At 56.1% G+C, this 19,544-nt stretch carries 24 protein-coding genes and 1 tRNA gene; 18 read left to right on the top strand and 7 right to left on the bottom strand.

Annotated features, from left to right (window positions below; translation table 11 throughout):
- Positions 1 to 97: 97 nt before the first annotated feature.
- From pdxH to QOL67_RS15780, 4 genes are all read left to right on the top strand, one after another.
- Complete coding sequence (gene pdxH, locus QOL67_RS15795; RefSeq protein WP_283427109.1) at positions 98 to 703, top strand: pyridoxamine 5'-phosphate oxidase; 606 nt, start codon at positions 98 to 100, stop codon at positions 701 to 703.
- 96 nt (positions 704 to 799) lie between these two features.
- On the top strand, positions 800 to 1,357 hold the full coding sequence (locus QOL67_RS15790) for a cold-shock protein (protein ID WP_283426941.1): 558 nt from the start codon (positions 800 to 802) through the stop codon (positions 1,355 to 1,357).
- Between the two features lie 47 nt (positions 1,358 to 1,404).
- Positions 1,405 to 1,851, top strand: coding sequence for a DUF192 domain-containing protein (locus tag QOL67_RS15785; RefSeq protein WP_283427108.1), 447 nt, complete (start codon positions 1,405 to 1,407; stop codon positions 1,849 to 1,851).
- Between the two features lie 46 nt (positions 1,852 to 1,897).
- Positions 1,898 to 1,974 (top strand) — tRNA-Pro (locus tag QOL67_RS15780).
- Positions 1,975 to 2,048: 74 nt separating this feature from the next.
- On the opposite strand, the gene QOL67_RS15775 is transcribed toward QOL67_RS15780, so the two are convergent.
- Positions 2,049 to 2,933, bottom strand: coding sequence for a LysR family transcriptional regulator (locus QOL67_RS15775; RefSeq protein WP_283426940.1), 885 nt, complete (start codon positions 2,931 to 2,933; stop codon positions 2,049 to 2,051).
- 68 nt (positions 2,934 to 3,001) lie between these two features.
- On the opposite strand from QOL67_RS15775, the gene QOL67_RS15770 reads away from it, so the two are divergent.
- On the top strand, positions 3,002 to 3,769 hold the full coding sequence (locus QOL67_RS15770; protein WP_283426939.1) for a type 1 glutamine amidotransferase domain-containing protein: 768 nt from the start codon (positions 3,002 to 3,004) through the stop codon (positions 3,767 to 3,769).
- A 61-nt stretch (positions 3,770 to 3,830) separates the two neighbouring features.
- On the opposite strand, the gene QOL67_RS15765 is transcribed toward QOL67_RS15770, so the two are convergent.
- On the bottom strand, positions 3,831 to 4,037 hold the full coding sequence (locus tag QOL67_RS15765) for a cold-shock protein (protein WP_283426938.1): 207 nt from the start codon (positions 4,035 to 4,037) through the stop codon (positions 3,831 to 3,833).
- Between the two features lie 416 nt (positions 4,038 to 4,453).
- On the opposite strand from QOL67_RS15765, the gene QOL67_RS15760 reads away from it, so the two are divergent.
- Together QOL67_RS15760 and preA are read left to right on the top strand one after the other, a co-directional pair.
- The gene (locus QOL67_RS15760) at positions 4,454 to 5,776 is read left to right on the top strand and encodes an NAD(P)-dependent oxidoreductase (protein WP_283426937.1); all 1,323 of its coding nucleotides are present in this window, start codon (positions 4,454 to 4,456) and stop codon (positions 5,774 to 5,776) included.
- 14 nt (positions 5,777 to 5,790) lie between these two features.
- Complete coding sequence (gene preA / locus QOL67_RS15755; protein WP_283426936.1) at positions 5,791 to 7,095, top strand: NAD-dependent dihydropyrimidine dehydrogenase subunit PreA; 1,305 nt, start codon at positions 5,791 to 5,793, stop codon at positions 7,093 to 7,095.
- A 172-nt stretch (positions 7,096 to 7,267) separates the two neighbouring features.
- Here the strand turns inward: preA and QOL67_RS15750 are convergent, their stop codons facing one another.
- Entirely contained in the window at positions 7,268 to 7,885 is a 618-nt protein-coding gene (locus QOL67_RS15750) for a TetR family transcriptional regulator C-terminal domain-containing protein (protein ID WP_283426935.1), read from the bottom strand.
- 81 nt (positions 7,886 to 7,966) lie between these two features.
- Positions 7,967 to 8,614 (bottom strand): TetR/AcrR family transcriptional regulator, encoded by a 648-nt coding sequence (locus tag QOL67_RS15745; RefSeq protein ID WP_283426934.1) that lies wholly within the window; start codon positions 8,612 to 8,614, stop codon positions 7,967 to 7,969.
- A gap of 155 nt (positions 8,615 to 8,769) precedes the next feature.
- On the opposite strand from QOL67_RS15745, the gene QOL67_RS15740 reads away from it, so the two are divergent.
- From QOL67_RS15740 to trxC, 9 genes are all read left to right on the top strand, one after another.
- Positions 8,770 to 10,020, top strand: coding sequence for a Zn-dependent hydrolase (locus QOL67_RS15740; RefSeq protein ID WP_283426933.1), 1,251 nt, complete (start codon positions 8,770 to 8,772; stop codon positions 10,018 to 10,020).
- Positions 10,021 to 10,118: 98 nt separating this feature from the next.
- Entirely contained in the window at positions 10,119 to 10,379 is a 261-nt protein-coding gene (locus tag QOL67_RS15735) for a hypothetical protein (RefSeq protein ID WP_283426932.1), read from the top strand.
- On the top strand, positions 10,369 to 11,826 hold the full coding sequence (gene hydA / locus QOL67_RS15730) for a dihydropyrimidinase (RefSeq protein ID WP_283426931.1): 1,458 nt from the start codon (positions 10,369 to 10,371) through the stop codon (positions 11,824 to 11,826). The genes QOL67_RS15735 and hydA overlap by 11 nt, the downstream gene beginning before the upstream one ends.
- Positions 11,827 to 11,909: 83 nt before the next feature.
- Positions 11,910 to 12,689 (top strand): ABC transporter ATP-binding protein, encoded by a 780-nt coding sequence (locus tag QOL67_RS15725; protein WP_283426930.1) that lies wholly within the window; start codon positions 11,910 to 11,912, stop codon positions 12,687 to 12,689.
- Complete coding sequence (locus QOL67_RS15720; protein WP_283426929.1) at positions 12,682 to 13,113, top strand: GNAT family N-acetyltransferase; 432 nt, start codon at positions 12,682 to 12,684, stop codon at positions 13,111 to 13,113. The genes QOL67_RS15725 and QOL67_RS15720 overlap by 8 nt, the downstream gene beginning before the upstream one ends.
- Positions 13,110 to 13,982 carry an ABC transporter permease gene (locus tag QOL67_RS15715; RefSeq protein WP_283426928.1) on the top strand — a complete coding sequence of 291 codons (873 nt, stop codon included), beginning with the start codon at positions 13,110 to 13,112 and terminating at the stop codon, positions 13,980 to 13,982. Before QOL67_RS15720 ends, QOL67_RS15715 begins: the two co-directional genes overlap by 4 nt.
- Entirely contained in the window at positions 13,982 to 14,827 is an 846-nt protein-coding gene (locus tag QOL67_RS15710) for an ABC transporter permease (protein WP_283427107.1), read from the top strand. The genes QOL67_RS15715 and QOL67_RS15710 overlap by 1 nt, the downstream gene beginning before the upstream one ends.
- Before the next feature lie 196 nt (positions 14,828 to 15,023).
- On the top strand, positions 15,024 to 16,004 hold the full coding sequence (locus tag QOL67_RS15705) for an ABC transporter substrate-binding protein (protein WP_283427106.1): 981 nt from the start codon (positions 15,024 to 15,026) through the stop codon (positions 16,002 to 16,004).
- 120 nt (positions 16,005 to 16,124) lie between these two features.
- Complete coding sequence (gene trxC / locus QOL67_RS15700; protein WP_283426927.1) at positions 16,125 to 16,556, top strand: thioredoxin TrxC; 432 nt, start codon at positions 16,125 to 16,127, stop codon at positions 16,554 to 16,556.
- On the opposite strand, the gene QOL67_RS15695 is transcribed toward trxC, so the two are convergent.
- Positions 16,540 to 17,697: an NAD(P)/FAD-dependent oxidoreductase gene (locus QOL67_RS15695; protein ID WP_283426926.1), complete on the bottom strand. Its 1,158-nt coding sequence runs from the start codon at positions 17,695 to 17,697 to the stop codon at positions 16,540 to 16,542. The two genes, trxC and QOL67_RS15695, sit on opposite strands and share 17 nt — an antisense overlap.
- A gap of 87 nt (positions 17,698 to 17,784) precedes the next feature.
- Between QOL67_RS15695 and QOL67_RS15690 the strand changes: the two genes are divergently transcribed.
- Together QOL67_RS15690 and QOL67_RS15685 are read left to right on the top strand one after the other, a co-directional pair.
- Positions 17,785 to 18,192, top strand: coding sequence for an acyl-CoA thioesterase (locus tag QOL67_RS15690; protein ID WP_283426925.1), 408 nt, complete (start codon positions 17,785 to 17,787; stop codon positions 18,190 to 18,192).
- A gap of 145 nt (positions 18,193 to 18,337) precedes the next feature.
- A complete protein-coding gene (locus tag QOL67_RS15685) occupies positions 18,338 to 18,703 on the top strand; it encodes a BrnA antitoxin family protein (RefSeq protein ID WP_283426924.1) in 366 nt (121 codons plus the stop codon).
- Positions 18,704 to 18,762: 59 nt separating this feature from the next.
- On the opposite strand, the gene QOL67_RS15680 is transcribed toward QOL67_RS15685, so the two are convergent.
- Together QOL67_RS15680 and QOL67_RS15675 are read right to left on the bottom strand one after the other, a co-directional pair.
- On the bottom strand, positions 18,763 to 18,978 hold the full coding sequence (locus QOL67_RS15680) for a hypothetical protein (protein ID WP_283426923.1): 216 nt from the start codon (positions 18,976 to 18,978) through the stop codon (positions 18,763 to 18,765).
- A gap of 96 nt (positions 18,979 to 19,074) precedes the next feature.
- A complete protein-coding gene (locus QOL67_RS15675; protein ID WP_283426922.1) occupies positions 19,075 to 19,461 on the bottom strand; it encodes a hypothetical protein in 387 nt (128 codons plus the stop codon).
- Between the last annotated feature and the right edge of the window lie 83 nt (positions 19,462 to 19,544).

Below are 19,544 nucleotides of genomic sequence, written 5' to 3'. Positions count from 1 at the left end.
GCGTGACGTTTAGGCGATTGACCCTGTCGCATCAAGGTCTTCGCGGGATTGGAATTTACCTAGCCTGAGCGGCAGGATGATGATTTTGGAGGCAGTTATGAGCGAGAGAGCTGGGATTTTTGCGGGAGATGACCCATTAAAGATTGCGCGGATGTGGTTGGCTGACGCTGAAAAGAGTGAACCAAATGATGCCAATGCGATTGCGCTTTCCACCGTGGATGCAGAAGGCATGCCAAATTCGCGAATGGTGCTTTTGAAAGACATCGAGGACGCAGCGTTTGTGTTCTACACAAATTACGGCAGTGCAAAAGCGCAGGAACTGGACGGGGCCGGCAAGGCGTCTTTTGTGATTCACTGGAAATCCTTGCGCCGCCAGATTCGGGTCAGAGGACACGTTAGGCGGGAAGATGGTCCTCAAGCAGATGCATATTTTGAGTCGCGAAGTTTGAAGAGCAAGCTGGGTGCCTGGGCCTCTGAGCAGTCCCAACCGCTTAATTCTCGGACAGAATTGATGGCAAAAGTGGCAAAAATAACAGCCGCGCACGGCACTCATCCGAAGCGTCCGCCTTTTTGGGGTGGGTATCGGCTTATTCCTGCCGAAATCGAATTTTGGGCAGATGGGGCGTTTCGGCTACACGATAGGTTCCGCTGGACACGCGAAACACCTGAAAAACCGTGGGAAATTCAGCGCCTTAACCCTTAATTAGTTAAAAACTTTAGTGGCAAGCGCATGAAAAGCATGGAAATTTTGCGCTTGCCGAAGTCGTCGTGATGCAGCACAGTCGCGCAGATCATGGGGATGATACAAACTAAGGTTGAGGCATTGAGTACTCTAGAAAATGACGTCACGCAGGTGATGGGCGTGGTGAAATGGTTCGACCCGGTCAAGGGTTTCGGATTCATAATTTCAGACGACGGTGGACCGGACATTTTGTTGCACGCAAATGTGTTGCGCAACTTCGGCCAAAGCTCGGTTGCGGATGGCTCCGTAATTGATGTGTCCGTGCAAGTGACCCAACGCGGCGCACAGGCCGTGGAGGTGTTCAAGATCGAAGCACCAGAAACGGAGACGCCGGTGGCGCTGTCCGATTTTGAAGGCATGGATCTGGACGACATTCGCGCGACGCCGCTTGAACCGGCGCGGGTGAAGTGGTTCGACAAGGGCAAGGGCTTTGGCTTTGCCAATGTGTTTGGCCGTCCAGAAGATATTTTCCTGCACATCGAAGTGTTGCGCCGCTCGGGTCTGTCTGACCTGCAGCCAGGCGAGGCCTTGGCGCTGCGTGTGATCGACGGTAAACGTGGTCGCATGGCAACTGAGGTATTGGCGTGGGAAAACGCGGTTTTGGAAAACGACTAACACTCTTTGGCGCCGGTCACTGGATCGGCGTTGGGATATTTGGGCTGCTGGCAGGGCTCGTGATCTCCTTGCCTGCCCAAGCAGAAGACGCCTGCCTCGAGGACAGCTTGCTGATACGCGGCGACTTTGGGCAGGCGCGATTCTCCGTAGATGTGGCAGACACTGAGACCGAACGGGCACAGGGGCTGATGAATCGCTCCCATATGCCAAGCAGCGCGGGCATGCTCTTTGTCTATGAGACCACGCGATCGGCGTCTTTCTGGATGCGGAACACTTTGATTCCTCTCGATATGCTATTCGCAGACGAACATGGGGTGGTTCAGCATATCCATAGCAACGCAATTCCGTTGGATGAAACACCGATTTTTGGCGGCGACGAAGTGCGCTATGTTTTAGAAATTAATGGCGGGTTGGCAGCGGCCATGGGCATTTCTGTGGGCAGTGAAATGCGCCACAAAAATTTTTTGCAAGAAATAGCAAACTGGCGTTGTTAGGGGGTTTTCATTCCCGAACAGTGGAGGTAAACCCTGCTTCACATGTCGGGGCGTAGCGCAGCCTGGTAGCGCACCTGTTTTGGGTACAGGGGGTCGCAAGTTCGAATCTTGCCGTCCCGACCATTTCCTCCCAGAGGAAGAGAAAAAAGACGTAGCCGCAAGGTTGCGTCTTTTTCTGTTTGGAGCCGCCGAGTTGTCTATGCTTGAAGATGTTCAATGAGCAGACGAAGGGGGATCATGGTGCGGTATTCGCGTGGGAAATAGATGTGAATTCCAGGAACCGGAGCGACGTGGTTTTGAAGCACCTCAACAAGATCTCCGCTGTTTAGGTCTTCTAAGACGTAATCACGAAACCCAAAAGCCATCCCGCGCCCTTGTTTGGCCAGTTCGAGGGTCACTGGTAACGAGTTTGCAATCAGATTTCCGCGCACATCCACGGGATAAGGGCCTTCAGCTCCGTGAAATGACCAGGGGGCGATGAGGCCAGAACTGTGAAACCGATACCGAAGGCAATTATGTGCCAGTAAATCCGAGGGCGTTTTGGGGATACCGTGTGTCGCAAGGTATTTGGGACTTGCGACCACCGCCGTTTCTAAGGGCGGAGTGAGCGGCTTTGCGACCATGTCTTGTGCTACGACGCCGCCCAGACGAAACCCCGCGTGGAAGCCGGTCTCCAGAATGTCCGAAATTGCATCATCCACAGATAGCTCGATTTCAATTTCCGGGTACTCACATTGAAAGTCTGGCAGGTTCTTTTGCAGGAGCAGGAACAGGGCAAACTCCGGGACGGCCAGTTTGAGCGCGCCCGTGGCAGTGTGGCCAGCGGTCTTTGCTTGGTGAAGCCCATCGCCAAGCAGGTAGAAAGCCGGTTCTGTATTGCGCGCCAGAGCGCGGCCTGCCTCGGTTAAGTTGACGGCGCGGGTGGTGCGAATAAACAATGTGGTCCCAAGCTGTTGCTCGAGATTTTTTAATTGGTGGCTCACGGTTGAGGGTTTGATGCCCAGCGTTTGAGCTGCCGCCCGCATGCTTCCGGCTTGGGCTATGGCATTGAAAATTTCGAGCATAGCGAGAGGTAAGCGCATTGGTGAATCTCATACATGATAGTTGTGGTCGTGGGAGGAATTGTTGTCCCTGATCGGTATAAATAGTTTTGATCTATCAAATCAACCATGCGACATCCATTGAGGTCGTACGCCAGAAAAAGGGCATGAGAATGAGCAAAGTTCTGATCATCGTGACCAATCACACCAAATTTGACAACTCCAAGGCCGCGCCGACCGGGTTATGGCTGTCTGAACTGACACATTTTTATGATGTCTTCGAAGCCGCGGGCATTGCGATGGACATTGTGAGTCCAAAGGGGGGGAGGATCCATGTAGATGGCCGAAGTCTGGGTTTCTTTGTTATGGACAAGGCGACCAAAAAGCGCCGGCAAGATCCAGCGTTTATGACGTTACTTGAGAATACAAAATCAATTTCGGACGTGAACTGGGCAACTTACGATGTGGTCTATTTTGCCGGTGGGCACGGGGCCATGTGGGATTTTGCTGAAAATTCAGAGTTACACGCAAAAACAGCAGACTTCTATGAAGGTGGCAAAGTTGTATCAGCGGTTTGTCATGGGGTTGCGGCCCTGCAAGAAGTGCTCTTGAGCGATGGAACCTACCTGATTGATGGCAAGCGGGGCACGGGTTTTTCTTACTTTGACGAAGGAATCGCCGGAGTTAAGCGACTGGTGCCGTATAACATGGAGCAACGGCTAAAGGATCGAGGGTTGCAGTACAGTAAGGCCATGATCCCTTTGGCGCAGCACACAGTGGTGGATGAGCGACTGATCACCGGGCAAAATCCAAACTCCGCCACAGTAACGGCAGAGCGGACCTTGGAAGAGATGAAAAGGGTGGCGTCGGGAACGTAAAATTGCAAACAAAAAGGCGCCCGAGGGGCGCCTTTCAAAAAATCGCTTGTCCAAGACCTGCTTAGAGCAGGGCCAGATCGATCGCGCTTTCGCGGCCATCACGGCCAGCTTGCAGCTCGTAGCTCACTTTCTGGTTGTCGGCCAGACCGGTCAGGCCGGAACGCTCAACTGCAGAAATGTGGACAAATACGTCGTTGCCGCCTTCGTCAGGTGCAATGAAGCCGAAGCCTTTGGTGGTGTTGAACCATTTGACGGTGCCAGTAGCCATCGTCGTTCTCCTTGTTTTGTGCTGCCCGCAACATGCGGCAACCCGGCGGGTATCTTGATCGAAAGCTGAGCCGGTTAGGAGCAGGGGGTCGAAAATAGAAACTGCGCGTCTACCATCTGATAAAATCTCAGGCAGAAAACAAGAGTTTTTTGCAGAAATAGTCTTACATTTGGGATGATTTCATCAAAACGTCATAGTTGTGCCTCGCATGGACGGACTGTTGTGCCTGCCAGATCTGGAATAGGCAACGCTTTGCGGATGTTAGAAAAATGGTGAGTTTTTATGCATCACGCCCATCGTGTGGCAACTGGGGTGGCTGCGCAATCTTTTGACCATGTGGTAAATTTTTTTATTGATTGGTCAAAAAACCTGTGCAAGCCTGTGGGGGTAGCCAACAAGGTGTATGGGGAGGTCCTATGTCCAACACACCGTTTAGCAACGGCATTCAAGCAGCGCGTTTAGACTCTGTGGAACTGACCGAGAACTTTGGGGATTTGCACCCCCGTTTTGATGATCACGAGGCTCTTGTGGCGTCGGATCGGTGTTATTTCTGTCACGATGCGCCGTGTATGACGGCCTGTCCGACAGATATTGATATTCCTCTGTTCATTCGACAGATCGCCACCGGCACGCCGGAAGCGGCGGCCAAGACGATTTTTGATCAGAACATTCTGGGCGGCATGTGCGCCCGTGTTTGTCCAACAGAGACGCTCTGTGAGCAGGTCTGTGTGCGTGAAACTGCGGAGGGCAATCCGGTCGAGATTGGTCGTTTGCAACGGTATGCCACCGACAAGCTGGTAGACGCTGGACAGCATCCGTTTGAACGTGCGGCGAGCACGGGCAAAAAGATTGCGGTGGTCGGTGCCGGTCCCGCCGGTTTGTCGGCAGCGCACCGTTTGGCGATGCATGGGCATGACATCACAGTGTATGATGCACGTGCTAAGGCGGGCGGTCTGAACGAATTTGGCATTGCGGCCTATAAATCAGTCGAGAGTTTTGCCGAGCGTGAGGTTGATTGGCTCTTGAAAATTGGCGGTATTACCGTGGAAACCGGCAAAAAGCTGGGCGACGGTCTGTCTCTTGAGGGTTTAAAAACTGAGTTTGACGCGGTGTTCCTTGGCATAGGCCTTGGCGGCGTGAACGCGCTGGGCGTGGATGGCGAAGACAAAGACGGCGTGGATGACGCGGTGGATTTCATCGCAGAGCTGCGTCAGGCGGATGACCTGAGTAAAATGGCGATTGGTCGCGATGTTGTGGTGATTGGTGGCGGCATGACCGCTGTGGATGCTGCGGTGCAGGCGAAGCTGTTGGGCGCGTTGAACGTCTCGCTGGTCTATCGTCGTGGCAAAGACCGGATGAATGCGTCCGAGTTTGAGCAGGATCTGGCGGCGTCCAAAGGCGTACGGATCATCACCAACGCCTCGCCGAAAGGGGTGATCGGCAATGGTGCGGTGCGTGAGATCGAGCTTGAATACACCGACAATGATTTGAAGCCGACCGGACAAACCGTGCGCTTACAAGCGGATCAGGTGTTCAAAGCCATTGGCCAGACGCTGGAAGGTGAAGGCCTGCCTGCGCTGGAGTGGGGCAAGATCAAAGTGGATGACAGCGGACGTACGTCCGTGGATGGCATCTGGGCTGGTGGCGATTGTGCCACAGGCGGCGATGATCTGACCGTGACTGCGGTGGCTGAGGGTCGTGACGCGGCCGAAGACATTCACGCCAAACTGTCGGCGTAAGGGGAGATAAGCGAATGGCCAATCTCGAAAGTGAATTTGTAGGGATCAAATCCCCCAACCCGTTCTGGCTCGCCTCGGCGCCGCCAACGGATAAAGAGTATAATGTGCGCCGCGCCTTTGAAGCAGGTTGGGGCGGCGTAGTCTGGAAAACTTTGGGTGCGGAAGGTCCTCCCGTTGTCAATGTGAACGGTCCGCGATACGGGGCGATCCACGGCGCGGATCGGCGGCTACTTGGCTTGAACAACATCGAGCTGATCACCGACCGTCCATTGGAAGTGAACCTTGAGGAAATGGCGCGCGTGAAGCGGGACTATCCCGATCACGCGTTGATTGCCTCGGTCATGGTGCCTTGCGAGGAGGATGAGTGGAAACGCATCCTTCCGATGATCGCGGAGACCGGCTGTGACGGGTTTGAGCTAAACTTTGGCTGTCCACACGGCATGGCGGAGCGCGGTATGGGTGCTGCGGTTGGCCAGGTGCCTGAGTACATCGAAATGGTATCCCGCTGGTGCAAAGAGGCCACCGACCTGCCGGTGATTGTGAAGCTGACACCCAACATCACCAACATCCTGCATCCTGCAGAGGCAGCGCTGCGCGGTGGGGCGGATGCGGTCAGCCTGATCAACACAATCAACTCGATCACCACTGTAAACTTGGATGCGATGAGTCCGGAGCCGATGATTGACGGCAAGGGCACCCATGGCGGCTACTGTGGTCCAGCGGTGAAACCAATCGCGCTCAACATGGTTGCAGAGATTGCACGCAACCCTGAGACGGCGAAGCTGCCGATTTCGGGTATTGGCGGCATCACCACGTGGCGTGACGCGGCGGAGTTTATAGCACTGGGTGCAGGCAATGTGCAGGTGTGTACGGCGGCGATGACCTATGGCTTTAAGATTGTTCAAGAAATGATCTCTGGTCTGAGCCAATGGATGGATGAGAAAGGCTATGAAAGCACCGCAGATTTTGTTGGCATGGCGACACCAAATGTCACTGACTGGCAATATCTGAACCTCAACCACATCACTAAGGCGGAGATCAATCAAGACGATTGCATCAGCTGTGGCCGGTGCTACGCGGCCTGTGAGGATACCTCTCACCAGGCGATTGAGATGTCTGAAGACCGTGTCTTCACGGTGAAAGACGACGAATGCGTGGCGTGTAACCTCTGTGTTAATGTGTGTCCGGTGGAAAACTGTATCACCATGCGCACGCTGGAGACCGGTGAATTGGATGAGCGCACAGGCAAGCCGGTTGAGGCTGACTATGGAAATTGGACAGCACATCCAAACAATCCGATGTCAACGGCTGCGGAGTAAACCTTAGCAAAGCGGGAATGCCCTTCCCGCATGGCAGGGGCTTTCCGTCCTGTTCCAAGCCGTCGCGGTTCCCCAGTCGCGGCGGCTTTTTTTGTGCGGAGGCCACAAGGAGGCGGGCGCAATGCGTCACGCAAAACTGTTCGGCTTGGTGGAATGTAGGGGCGTGAGCCGCCTAGGGAGTCAGCAGTTTGCGGAACATCTGATCGAGGAAGGTGTCGGCACCGTCGAGCGCGTCGGTGTCGCTGTCACTGAGCACCTGAACCTGCGCGTCAAAATCGGCGTAATGCTGGGTGGTGGCCCAGATCGAGAACATCAGATGGCGCGGGTCTACGTCGGCCAGTTTGCCTTGAGCGATCCATGTGCGAATAAGCGCGGTCTTTTTGTCGACCAGCGGTTTCAGGTCGCTTTCCAGATGGGGCCCCATACGCGGCGCGCCTTGCAAGATTTCATTGGCAAAGAGGCGGCTTTCGCGCGGGAATTCGCGGCTCATTTCCAATTTCCGGTGCACGTAGCCGAGGATTTCTTCAAGCGGTTCGCCGTCCGGGTCCATATGGTCCAGCGGGTCGAGCCAGGTTTCCATCAGCTGGTTGAGCAGGGTGACATGGATGTCTTCTTTGCCGCCAAAATAATAAAGGATGTTGGGCTTGGACAGGCCGGCCTCTTCGGCGATCAGGTCCAGCGTGGCGCCGCGGTAGCCGTGGCGTGAAAACACCTCTAGCGCGGCATCCAAGATGCGCTTGCGATTGCGTTGCTGAATGCGGCTGGGTTTGCGCGCTGATGCCTCGGCCATGGGTAACATTCCGTATTTCTTGCCTTTTTAGGCTAATGCAGCCAAAGGCGTGGGTCTACAGGGATTTAGGATAGGAAAGCCTTACTCGGTGGCACCAATCCCGCGCAGGATGATGGTTTTGATATTGGATTTGGCCGCTTCCCACTGTTTGTCGTTGAGAGGGCTGCCGCCGTTAAGGGTGTCGATCTGGTGGCCAAAGTCAGCGTAATGCTGGGTGGTGGCCCAAAGCATGTAGAGCAGGTGGCGCGGATCGATCGGCGCCATGCGGCCCTCGGCGATCCAGCGTTCGATCACCTCGATTCGCCCGTTGGTCCAGTCGGTGAGCGTGGTTTCCAGATAATCCTGAATCACCGGTGCCCCATGCATGACCTCGCTGGCCCAGACTTTGGAGCCGTCCGCATGGCGGCGGGAGATCTCCATTTTGGCGTCGATATAGGCGCCAATGCCTTCTTCCGGGCCGTCGGCCTGATCAAAGATATCGGCTGCCTGAAGCCAGATCTGAAAGATTTTCTGCACCACCTGCCGATAGAGCAACTCCTTGGTTGGAAAGTAATAATGCAGGTTGGCCTTGGGCAACCCGGCGACGTCAGCGATGAGCTGCATGGTGGCGCCTCCAAAGCCTGCCTCAGCAAAGACTTTTTCAGCTGCCGACAAAATAAGCGCTTCTGCTTCCTGACGGCGCATTTTTTTGCTGGTCGCTTTGGGGGATGCCGCTGAGGTCTCTGCCATCAAAAAAGCCCTGATAAAAAATCTTGACCGGTTGGTCAGGGTGTGGTCGTCTGATTTTGACCATACGGTCAGGAAGGCCGTGAGATCAAGAGCCCCACCAGCAAGGGCAGCCCAAATGGGCGCAAGCCCGGGCCAGACATTAGGGAGTAGATGCTATGGGTGCACCGGGTGAGAACCTCAAGGTGAACGCGGATCGGCTGTGGGACAGCCTGATGGAGATGGCCAAGATTGGCCCCGGTATCGCCGGTGGCAACAATCGCCAGACTTTGACTGATGAAGATGCGGAAGGCCGGGCTCTGTTCCAATCGTGGTGTGAGGCTGCGGGTATGAGCATGGGCGTGGATACGATGGGCAATATGTTTGCCACGCGTCCGGGCGAAGACCCTGAGGCGCTGCCGGTCTACATGGGCAGCCATCTGGATACGCAGCCAACTGGCGGCAAGTATGACGGTGTGCTGGGTGTGCTCGGCGGCTTGGAAGCTGTGCGCACGATGAATGATCTGGGCATCAAAACCAAACACCCAATTGTTGTGACCAACTGGACCAACGAAGAAGGCACACGTTATGCGCCCGCTATGCTGGCATCGGGCGTGTTCACAGGTCGCCACACACAGGATTGGGCTTATGATCGTGTGGATGCTGAAGGCAAAAGCTTTGGTGATGAGATCAAGCGGATTGGCTGGGTTGGCGACGAAGAAGTTGGCGCGCGGAAGATGCATGCGATGTTTGAATTGCACATCGAGCAGGGGCCTATTCTGGAAGCCCAGAACAAAGACATTGGGGTTGTGACCCACGGTCAGGGCCTGCGCTGGATTGAGTGCACAGTGACTGGCAAAGAAAGCCACACAGGGTCCACACCAATGCCGATGCGCAAGAACGCTGGGCGGGGCTTGGCGCGGATCACCGAGCTGGTGCATGAGATTGCGATGAAACATCAACCAAACGCGGTGGGCGCAATTGGGCATGTGGATGTCTATCCAAATTCGCGCAACATCATTCCGGGCAAGGTGGTCTTCACCATCGATTTCCGCAGCCACCTGCAGGAGGTGATTGACGCGATGCTGGCAGAGTTTGCCGAGAAAGCGCCGCAGCTCTGTGAAGAGATCGAAGTGGGGCTGGACTGGGAGATTGTTGGCCAGTTTGATCCACCCGCCTTTGATGAGGCTTGTGTGGGCGCGGTGCGCGAGGCGGCGGAGCGTCTCGGCTACAGCCACATGGATATTGTCTCTGGTGCCGGGCATGACGCCTGCTGGATCAACGATGTGGCGCCGACCGCTATGATCATGTGTCCTTGTGTCGACGGGCTGTCACACAATGAGGCCGAAGACATCAGCAAAGAGTGGGCCTCAGCGGGCACGGATGTGATGCTGCATGCGGTGCTCGAGACAGCGGAAGTTGTGGAATAATTGACAAGACCGGGGGCGCTGCCCCCGGACACAGACATAGGTGGGGGTCAGCCCCCACACACCCGGGATAATTTTGGCCAAATGAAGCTGGCGTGCAAATGAGCAAAACAATGCAAAATTTGGCTGAGGAAGTTTCGGTACAGCTTACGGTTTCAGACGTCGTCATCCTGTCTGCTGAGCTTGAAAAGTTGAGCGAGACCCTTTTGGCGGACGGGGCGTACAACCAGCCCTTGGTTCAGGCGCTTTGGAATCTCGAATGTTCGATAGAAAAAGCCAGCGCACAGATTTTGTCCGCTGAATTCAATGAGCTCTTGGCGCAAGCTAGAGAGCAAAACAGGGAGAGTTTCGATGGCGACTAAAGTCATTAAGAACGGCACCGTGGTGACCGCAGATCTGTCTTATGAAGCGGATGTGCTGATTGAGAACGGTCAGATCATTGAGATTGGCAAGGGCCTCAAAGGCGATGAGGAACTGGACGCCACCGGCTGTTACGTGATGCCGGGTGGGATTGACCCACACGTGCATCTTGAGATGCCGTTTATGGGCACTTATTCCACTGATGATTTTGAGAGCGGCACACGCGCTGGTCTGGCGGGCGGCACCACAATGGTGGTGGATTTCTGTCTGCCCAACCAAGGCGAGAGCTTGCTGGATGCGATCAAGCGCTGGGACAATAAATCGACCCGCGCGAACTGTGACTACTCGTTCCATATGGCGGTGACCTGGTGGGGCGAACAGGTGTTCAACGATATGAAAACTGTGATCGAGCAGCGTGGGATCAACACGTTTAAGCACTTCCTCGCCTATAAAGGCGCGTTGATGGTCAATGACGACGAGCTGTTTGCCTCGTTTAACCGTCTCAGCGAGCTGGGCGGAATTGCCATGGTGCATGCCGAGAACGGCGATGTGGTGGCAGAGATGACTGCGAAGTTGCTGGCTGAGGGCAATACGGGACCTGAGGCGCATGCATATTCGCGCCCTTCGCAGGTTGAGGGTGAAGCCACCAATCGCGCGATCATGATTGCCGATATGGCGGGCGTGCCGCTGTATGTGGTGCACACCTCTTGTGAAGAGGCGCATGAGGCAATTCGTCGTGCGCGTATGCAGGGCAAACGCGTTTGGGGGGAACCGCTGATCCAGCACCTGACGCTGGATGAAAGCGAGTATTTCAACCCGGATTGGGACCACGCCGCGCGCCGTGTGATGAGCCCGCCATTCCGTAATCTGAAACACCAAGACAGCCTATGGGCCGGTCTGCAATCAGGCTCTTTGAGCGTGGTGGCCACCGATCACTGTGCCTTTACCACAGAACAGAAGCGTAATGGTCTCAACGACTTTTCGCTAATTCCAAACGGCACCGGTGGTCTCGAAGATCGTATGCCGATGTTGTGGACACACGGTGTGGCGACGGGGCGATTGACGCCAAATGAATTTGTGGCTGTGACTTCGACCAACATCGCCAAGATCCTGAACTGCTACCCGAAAAAAGGCGCGGTTCTCGTAGGCGCGGATGCGGACCTGGTGGTTTGGGATCCGGAGAAGTCCAAGACGATTTCGGCCAGTTCGCAGCAATCGGCGATCGACTACAACGTGTTTGAAGGCAAAGAGGTCAAAGGCCTGCCGCGCTTCACGCTGACCCGTGGTCAGGTGGCGGTGCATGACGGCGAGATCCGCACGCAGGAAGGCCATGGTAAGTTTGTCGAACGTGAAGCCAACACCACGGTGAACAAGGCTTTGTCGACTTGGAAAGAGTTGACCTCGCCACAGCCGGTGAAGCGCTCCGGTATTCCGGCGACCGGCGTTTAAGACAGCTAAAAAGGTGGCACCCGGGATCAACCTGGGGCCACCCAAAAAACAACTCCGCACAGGGCGGTGAAACGAGAGCCAAGATGAACGACACAGTCATTTCAGCCAAGAACCTGAGCCTGACGTTTGAAACAAACGACGGGCCGGTTCATGCGCTCAAGGACATCAACCTTGATATCAACAAAGGGGATTTTGTCTCCTTCATTGGGCCGTCGGGCTGTGGCAAGACCACATTCCTGCGCTGTATGGCCGATTTGGAGCAGCCCACGGCGGGGGAGATCTCCGTCAATGGGGTGAGCCCAACCGAGGCACGCAAATCTCGCGCCTACGGCTATGTATTCCAGCACGCGGGGCTGTACCCGTGGCGCACCATTGGTGGCAACATTCGCCTGCCTTTGGAGATCATGGGGATCGGAAGGGCAGAACAAGACAAATCCGTGCAAGAGGTGCTGGAGCTGGTGCATCTGGAAGGGTTTGAGAACAAATTTCCTTGGCAGTTGTCTGGCGGGATGCAACAGCGGGCCAGCATTGCGCGGGCCTTGGCGTTTCAGGCGGATATTTTGTTGATGGATGAGCCATTTGGCGCGCTGGACGAGATTGTGCGTGACCACTTGAACGAGCAGCTTTTGGAGCTGTGGGCGCGGACCAATAAGACCATTGGCTTTGTGACGCACTCCATTCCAGAAGCAGTGTATCTAAGCACAAAGATTGTGGTGATGAGCCCACGCCCGGGGCGCATACATGATGTGATTGAGAGCACATTGCCCAAAGAACGGCCGCTGGACATTCGCGACAGCCCTGAGTTCATCGAAATTGCGCATCGGGTGCGTGATGGTCTGCGTGCGGGGCATGGCGATGACTGAGGTTGCCGTAAGACGGGCAGTGGAGGCGGATGTGCCAGCGATGGCGCAGATCGTCTGTGACTGGGAGGCTGCTACGGAGTGGATGACCTCACCTTATGCACCAGCGGAAATTGCCGAATTCATTCGCGAGGCGATGCCTGAGCGCGAGATTTGGGTCGCAGGTGACCCGATAGAGGGCTACCTATCGTTTGATGTAAATGTGTCGCGCGTTGGTGGCCTGTATTGCCGCAAAACCGGCGCGGGCGTGGGCAAGGCGCTGATGGATAAAGCCAAGTCAGGGCGCGGATTTGTCTGGCTAACCACACATGAGCCCAATGAAAAGGCACAGAAATTCTACAAACGTGAAGGATTTGAAGAGGTCAGTCGCCACGACGGCGAGATCCAAGAGTCTGTGCGCGAAGTGCGAATGGAGTGGCGGGCATGAGGAATATCGGACCTATCCTGACCGTTGTCGCCGCGATCTTTGTGCTGTGGTACGCGGGCGCCGTGGCGCTCAATGCGTCCTGGGCTTATGACAAGGCCAAACGGGCCAACGTAGAGATCACCTTCTCTGAGATGGTGGCGGACACGATGAACCAGAAAAAACCCAAACTTCCGGCGCCACATCAAGTGGGCCGCGAGATTTGGAAAACCACTGGAGAAATGGTTGTCAAAGGCCGCGCGTTCTCCAAACGCAGCCTGATTTATCACAGTTGGATCACGCTCTCAGCGACGCTTTTGGGTTTTGCTATGGGCACTGCGCTGGGAGTCTCGCTGTCGGTGGGGATCGTGTACAACCGCACTATGGACATGAGCGTCATGCCTTGGGTGATTGCCAGCCAGACCATTCCGATCCTGGCAATTGCGCCCATGATTATTGTGGTTCTGAACGCAATTGGCATTTCTGGCCTGCTGCCCAAGGCAGTGATTTCCATGTATCTCAGCTTCTTCCCAGTGGTTGTTGGCATGGTGAAAGGCCTGCGCAGCCCGGATCATATGATGGTGGATCAGATGAAAACCTGGAGCGCCGGCAAAGGGCAGGAGTTCTGGAAGTTGCGTCTGCCAAGCTCGATGCCGTTTTTGTTCCCGTCACTGAAAGTGGCGATGGCGGCTTCGTTGGTTGGGGCCATTGTTGGCGAATTGCCTACCGGTGCCGTTGCTGGATTGGGCGCGCGCCTATTGGCGGGTAGCTACTACGGACAAACGATCCAGATATGGAGCGCGTTGATTACCGCGGCAGCCCTTGCGGCGGCACTGGTGGCGATCATTGGCGTGATCCAAAAAGTGGTTCTCAAACGGATGGGGATGGCATGATGGGCTGGATTGTATTTGGAATAGTGACGTGGCTGCTTGGCTGGCGGATAAATTCATGTCTGTCACACCAGCCTAGAACACGGTTCACTGCGCTGGCGGTGCCGGTGATCTTTGGGCTGACCATTGTGGTGCTTTGGGAATGTGCGGTGCGTGGGTTTGAAATCAACCCGGTGTTGCTGCCTGCGCCAACAGCCATTGCGGTTACGTTTGCCACGTCAATCCCGACGCTGTGGCAAGACTTTGTACAGACGGTGATCAAGGGCGCGATGTCGGGCTATATCCTGGGCTGCGGCGCAGCCTTCCTGACCGCATTGGTGATTGACCGCTTCCCGTTTTTGCAACGGGGCCTGCTGCCGGTGGGCAACTTCGTGGCGGCCTTACCGATCATTGGCATGGCTCCAATTATGGTGATGTGGTTTGGTTTTGACTGGCAATCCAAAGCAGCTGTGGTGGTGATCATGGTGTTTTTCCCAATGTTGGTGAACACGGTGGAGGGGCTCCAGGCGACGGATCACATGCAACGTGATCTGATGCGGACCTATGGTTCAAACTACAAACAAACACTGTTTAAGTTGCGCTTGCCTGCGGCAATGCCTTTTGTCTTCAACGGCCTCAAAATTTCGACCACACTGGCGCTGATTGGCGCGATTGTGGCTGAATTTTTTGGCAGTCCAATCAAAGGTATGGGCTTCCGTATCTCGACAGAGGTCGGGCGGCTTGCGCTGGATATGGTTTGGGCGGAGATTGTTGTAGCAGCCTTGGCGGGGTCGCTGTTTTACGGCGGTGTGGCCTTGCTGGAGAAATCCGTGACCTTCTGGCACCCTTCGCAAAGGAAATCGCGATGACGAAAAGGTAACTTCCTTTTCCATCCGGGCAGGGGATGTGCAATCCTGTGCCCGGAAGATGCGAAGTTAGGCAAAAGCACATTTGAATGAATTCATAGCAATCCCAGAGGGTTCTGCTTTGTGACAGGCATCACGGAGATGGTGCATCAATAACAAAAAGCCAAATACCAACAAGGAGAAAGCCAAAATGAAAACGATGATGAAAGCACTGACAGCCGCGGCACTGGGCGTTGCTGCCAGCGTGGCACATGCTGCGGATGATGTGACGCTGCAATTGAAGTGGGTCACGCAGGCGCAATTTGCCGGCTATTATGTGGCGCAAGACAAAGGCTTCTACGGCGAAGAAGATCTGAACGTGACTATCAAGCCAGGTGGACCGGATATTGCCCCGGCTCAGGTAATTGCCGGTGGCGGTGCCGATGTGGTGCTGGACTGGATGCCGTCTGCTTTGGCGTCCCGTGAAAAAGGCCTGGCGCTGGTGAACATTGCGCAGCCGTTCAAAGCCTCTGGCATGATGCTGACCTGCCGCAAAGACGCTGGTGTGTCCTCGCCGGAAGATTTTGCTGGCAAGACGCTCGGCGTTTGGTTCTTTGGCAACGAGTACCCGTTCCTGAGCTGGATGAGCAAATTGGGTCTGGCAACAGACGGCTCTGATGGTGGTGTGACAGTGCTGAAGCAGGGCTTCAACGTCGACCCAATTCTGCAAGGGCAGGCAGCCTGTGTGTCGACCATGACCTACAACGAATATTGGCAGATCATTGACGCCGGTCTGAGCCCGGACGACCTGGTGGTGTTCAAGTACGAAGACCAGGGTGTGGCTACGCTGGAAGACGGCATGTACGTCATGGAAGAGAAGCTGGCCGATCCGGCGTTTGAGGACAAAATGGTGCGTTTTGTGCGCGCGTCCATGAAGGGCTGGAAATGGGCTGAAGAGAACCCAGAAGAAGCGGCGCTGATCGTGCTGGACAACGATGCTTCCGGTGCACAGACCGAAGAGCATCAAGTGCGTATGATGAGCGAGATTGCCAAGCTGACTGCGGGCAGCAATGGCGCGCTGGATGTGGCCGACTTTGACCGCACTGTGGACAGCCTGATGTCCGGTGGGTCTGATCCTGTGATCACCAAGAAGCCGGAAGGCGCCTGGACCCACGCGATCACCGACAAAGCACTGAACTAAATTAAGTTTTCAATGCTGGGAAAGGCCGGGTGTTGCCCGGCCTTTTTCTTTGCCTTTGGGGTTCCAAATCGATGGACTGACACATATGTGATTTGCAGAATGTGACGCTGGAGAGAGACGATGAGTGGCAAAAAGTTGACCTGTTTTGGCTGCGGCCAAGTCAATCGTGTGCCTTACGACAAACTCGCGGCAGGACCGAAGTGTGGCAGCTGTGGCAAGGGTTTGATGAACGGCAAAGTTGCTGAGGTGGACCTATCCATGTTTGAGAAGGCTGTGCGCACTGATGATGTGCCATTGGTGGTGGATTTTTGGGCGCCCTGGTGTGGGCCTTGCCGGCAGATGGCGCCGCAGTATCAGGCGGCTGCACAAGAGGTTAACGGCGCGGTGCGGTTGGTGAAGCTGAACACCGAAGCGCATAAGAATGCCGGTTCGAAATATCGCATTCGTGGCATTCCGACGATGGCGGCTTTCACCAATGGCAAGGAACGTGCCCGGCAGTCCGGCGCGATGCCCAAATCGGCCATTGTGAAGTGGGTTAAGGCGTCCGTCTGATCGCGTTCAGCAAGTAGCGAGGCAGGCGGGTCAGCACACGACGCGCCAGCTCCGGATACTCCACTTCGCCTGCCAGAAGACGCATATACATCATGCGCACGGTACCGGAGCGGCGGAAAGTGCCAATGAAAGCTTTCTGCCAACGCGGGGCAAAGATAATACGCCGCAGGTTGCGGGCGATGCGCAAGTTGCGGTGCATATCCGTGAGCTCGGCCTTGTAGAGGTCAATTGCAGTGTGCGGCGCGTTGGACTTGAGCGCGTTACAGGCAGCCTCGGCGGCGAGTTGACCGCTTTTCATGGCAAAGCCGATGCCTTCACCGGTGATTGGATCCACCAGACCAGCAGCGTCGCCCGCGAGCAGGATATGGGCGCGGCCTGGGGTGGGGCGGAAGTCGCCAAAAGGCAGGTGGTGGCCTTTGATTTTCACCTCTTCAGATGGCAAGCCCAGCGTGCGCATGTAGCGCTGCATGTGGTCTTTCATGTCTGGGTTTGGCGCCCGTAGACCGCCAACGCCAACCGTGGTGGAGCCTTGTTTTGGGAAGGACCAGCCGTAGCCCCAAGTGGCGGCGGCGAAGTCGATGCGCAAAGGGTGGTTCTTAGGGTTTTGCTCCGACAGAGGTGCCTCGATTTCAAGGCCAAAGCCAATGGTTTTTGTGTCGAAAGATTTGCCAAAAAGCTGTTTGGCGACAACCGAGTTCACGCCATCTGCTCCAATAATAACGGCAGCTGATAAGATGGGTCCGTTGCGTAATTTCAATGATGTCTCAGTGAGTTCCGAGATGTGGTGCCCGGTATAGTCCTCAACACCGGCATCCAAGGCATGGGTCAGCATCGTGGTGTCCAGATCCAGACGCATGGTGAGATGCAGCGGCGGGATGTCCTTGAGAACGGCGAGCTCTCGACCGTCGTACCAGAAGGCAATCTCGTCGCGTGTCACGGCGTGAGTGAGATCCACATCTTGGCCAAATATTTCATGGTAGTAGGCGCGGCTGCGTTCGGTGAATAGCCCGCCGCAGAGTTTGGTGCGCGGGAAGGCGGCTTTGTCGATCAGCGCCACGGAGCGGCCCTGTTTGGCGGCCCAGGTGGCCGCAGCGCTACCTGCGGGGCCTGCGCCAATTACGATGATGTCAAACTGGGTCATACAAGCGTCCTTCTGGCCCGGGTTTCTACCAGCTTTTCGTGGGGACACCAGAGGGTTAGGGTGGGGAAAGCCAAGAAAGGATGCGCCATGAGTGATGAGAGACAGCCAGACGGAGAAGCAACCCTGCGGGTGTTGGCGATGCCGTCAGATGTGAACATCAATGGCGACATCTTTGGGGGCTGGGTGTTGAGCCAGATGGATATTGCCAGCGGGATCATCGCGGCCCAACGCGCCAAGGGGCGGGTGACCACGGTTGCGGTGGATGCGATGCAGTTCATCAGACCGGTGCAAGTCGGTGATATCCTTTGTGTTTGGGCCTGGGTGGAGCGGGTGGGGCGCAGCTCTATGGGCATCAAAATAGAGGCCTGGGCGGTGCGGCACCGGCGGGGCGTTTCAGAGAAGGTGACCGAGGCGGTGTTCACCTATGTGGCGATTGATGAGGATGGAAAACCGCGGGCTGTGCCGCAAGAAGATGCGGCCTGGCCGCCGCGCTAAACTGGGCGAATTTGCACGTCGGTATTACGTCTGTATCGCGGCTGTTTCGCGGAGGTGCATATTTGGGCGCGCGCAACGGCGGCGCGCGGTGCAGTTTGGTGGGTTTAACCTCTGATCGGCAGGGTGTCTTTCAGGGAGGCGCAGCATGTCTGAGGATCAGAGCGAGCATTGGCCGCCGTTTCAACGGGCCAGCAAAGGCACCAAGACGCAGCGCATTGCGCGAGAAGCTTTGGGGCGCAACTTGCTGGCATTGACCGCAGAGACCTGGATCACAGAGGCGCTGCGGGAGGCGGTGCCTGAGGCCTGGCACACGCTGGAGCAGGATCTGGACGTGGCGGAGCCAAAAGAGAAGGTGACGCTGTATCTGGACCGCTCGGTGGCGAAATTTTACCGCGCGATGGGGCAGGGCTATCAGGCGCGCATCAATCGGTTACTGGCGACCTGGGCGCAGATGAAGATTGCCGAAGAGGTGCAGTTGGAAGCGCATTTGGCGGCACGGTTGCGCGATTAGGGGCGCTGCCCCGTCACAGCGGGCTGTGACTTCCCAGTAGATTTGAAAACTGTGAAGGGTCAGACGTTGTAGAGGCCAAATTCGTCCTGCTCCGCAAAGCGGCTGCGCAGCGCGGTGAGCGCCAGGGCGATGAGGCCGGCGCTAAGCGGGAAGCCGAGGGAGAAGCTCAGGTAGGTGGTGAGGGCGGTCCAGACCGAGGCGTCCTGAAACATCATCTGAATGCCACCAAGCAGGATGCCTGCGATGCTGCCAGCAAAGATGAGGATAAGGGCCATGTCTGCGTCTCCGGTTGATCTCATTAACCATTACTAAGGTCAAATGGGGCGCAAATGTGGCATGGAAAGGGCTTTGCTGTGGGTGGTGGCTAAAACTTATCTGGGTTTGTTGGGGCACAGGGTTTGGATGAGGGCTGTGAGCGTGGCCGTGAGGGTTGCGGCGAGGGTGGCACCGGTTGCGATCCAGCCGAAGTACCAGAGCTTTCCGGCCAGTTGATCCTCGGCATATGAGGCAGCGAATTGGGCTTGACCGTGTTTGGCGGTGGCGAAGGCCAGTGCGATGGTGATGGCAAAGGTGATGGTCAGCGGGATCGGGCGCAGTTTGAGGCTTGTGAGGGTGGCGAGGATCAGGCCGAGGGGCGCGCCGATCAGGAGGGTCTTTTGGCTCCACCATGGGTGCGCGCCGAGGGGGCGGGCGACGTCTAGCGCGATGAGTGCACCCATGAGGAGCGCGGCGATGAGGGCTGGGAGCAGGTGGCGCATGGGGTGATCCTCGTGAGTGGTGGTGCACTGAGGATGGGGGCGTGGCGTGGTGGGTTTAAGAGGTGTTACAGCGGGATGGCGGG

This window comes from Shimia sagamensis (assembly GCF_900182745.1).
Lineage (GTDB): Bacteria > Pseudomonadota > Alphaproteobacteria > Rhodobacterales > Rhodobacteraceae > Shimia > Shimia sagamensis.
The sequence above is the reverse complement of the archived record's forward strand: the minus strand, read 5'-3'. Positions and strand labels throughout refer to the sequence as shown.

Excerpts from the sequence above, each read along its gene's own strand:
- QOL67_RS15720 (WP_283426929.1), top strand. The coding sequence starts at position 12,682 with ATGACTGAGGTTGCCGTAAGACGGGCAGTGGAGGCGGATGTGCCAGCG.
- QOL67_RS15765 (WP_283426938.1), bottom strand. The coding sequence starts at position 4,037 with ATGGCTACTGGCACCGTCAAATGGTTCAACACCACCAAAGGCTTCGGC.
- trxC (WP_283426927.1), top strand. The coding sequence starts at position 16,125 with ATGAGTGGCAAAAAGTTGACCTGTTTTGGCTGCGGCCAAGTCAATCGT.
- QOL67_RS15735 (WP_283426932.1), top strand. The coding sequence starts at position 10,119 with ATGAGCAAAACAATGCAAAATTTGGCTGAGGAAGTTTCGGTACAGCTT.
- QOL67_RS15775 (WP_283426940.1), bottom strand. The coding sequence starts at position 2,933 with ATGCGCTTACCTCTCGCTATGCTCGAAATTTTCAATGCCATAGCCCAA.
- QOL67_RS15705 (WP_283427106.1), top strand. The coding sequence starts at position 15,024 with ATGATGAAAGCACTGACAGCCGCGGCACTGGGCGTTGCTGCCAGCGTG.
- QOL67_RS15675 (WP_283426922.1), bottom strand. The coding sequence starts at position 19,461 with ATGCGCCACCTGCTCCCAGCCCTCATCGCCGCGCTCCTCATGGGTGCA.
- QOL67_RS15725 (WP_283426930.1), top strand. The coding sequence starts at position 11,910 with ATGAACGACACAGTCATTTCAGCCAAGAACCTGAGCCTGACGTTTGAA.
- QOL67_RS15685 (WP_283426924.1), top strand. The coding sequence starts at position 18,338 with ATGTCTGAGGATCAGAGCGAGCATTGGCCGCCGTTTCAACGGGCCAGC.
- QOL67_RS15695 (WP_283426926.1), bottom strand. The coding sequence starts at position 17,697 with ATGACCCAGTTTGACATCATCGTAATTGGCGCAGGCCCCGCAGGTAGC.
- QOL67_RS15750 (WP_283426935.1), bottom strand. The coding sequence starts at position 7,885 with ATGGCCGAGGCATCAGCGCGCAAACCCAGCCGCATTCAGCAACGCAAT.
- QOL67_RS15710 (WP_283427107.1), top strand. The coding sequence starts at position 13,982 with ATGGGCTGGATTGTATTTGGAATAGTGACGTGGCTGCTTGGCTGGCGG.
- hydA (WP_283426931.1), top strand. The coding sequence starts at position 10,369 with ATGGCGACTAAAGTCATTAAGAACGGCACCGTGGTGACCGCAGATCTG.
- QOL67_RS15715 (WP_283426928.1), top strand. The coding sequence starts at position 13,110 with ATGAGGAATATCGGACCTATCCTGACCGTTGTCGCCGCGATCTTTGTG.
- preA (WP_283426936.1), top strand. The coding sequence starts at position 5,791 with ATGGCCAATCTCGAAAGTGAATTTGTAGGGATCAAATCCCCCAACCCG.
- QOL67_RS15745 (WP_283426934.1), bottom strand. The coding sequence starts at position 8,614 with ATGGCAGAGACCTCAGCGGCATCCCCCAAAGCGACCAGCAAAAAAATG.
- QOL67_RS15680 (WP_283426923.1), bottom strand. The coding sequence starts at position 18,978 with ATGGCCCTTATCCTCATCTTTGCTGGCAGCATCGCAGGCATCCTGCTT.
- pdxH (WP_283427109.1), top strand. The coding sequence starts at position 98 with ATGAGCGAGAGAGCTGGGATTTTTGCGGGAGATGACCCATTAAAGATT.
- QOL67_RS15690 (WP_283426925.1), top strand. The coding sequence starts at position 17,785 with ATGAGTGATGAGAGACAGCCAGACGGAGAAGCAACCCTGCGGGTGTTG.
- QOL67_RS15740 (WP_283426933.1), top strand. The coding sequence starts at position 8,770 with ATGGGTGCACCGGGTGAGAACCTCAAGGTGAACGCGGATCGGCTGTGG.
- QOL67_RS15760 (WP_283426937.1), top strand. The coding sequence starts at position 4,454 with ATGTCCAACACACCGTTTAGCAACGGCATTCAAGCAGCGCGTTTAGAC.
- QOL67_RS15790 (WP_283426941.1), top strand. The coding sequence starts at position 800 with ATGATACAAACTAAGGTTGAGGCATTGAGTACTCTAGAAAATGACGTC.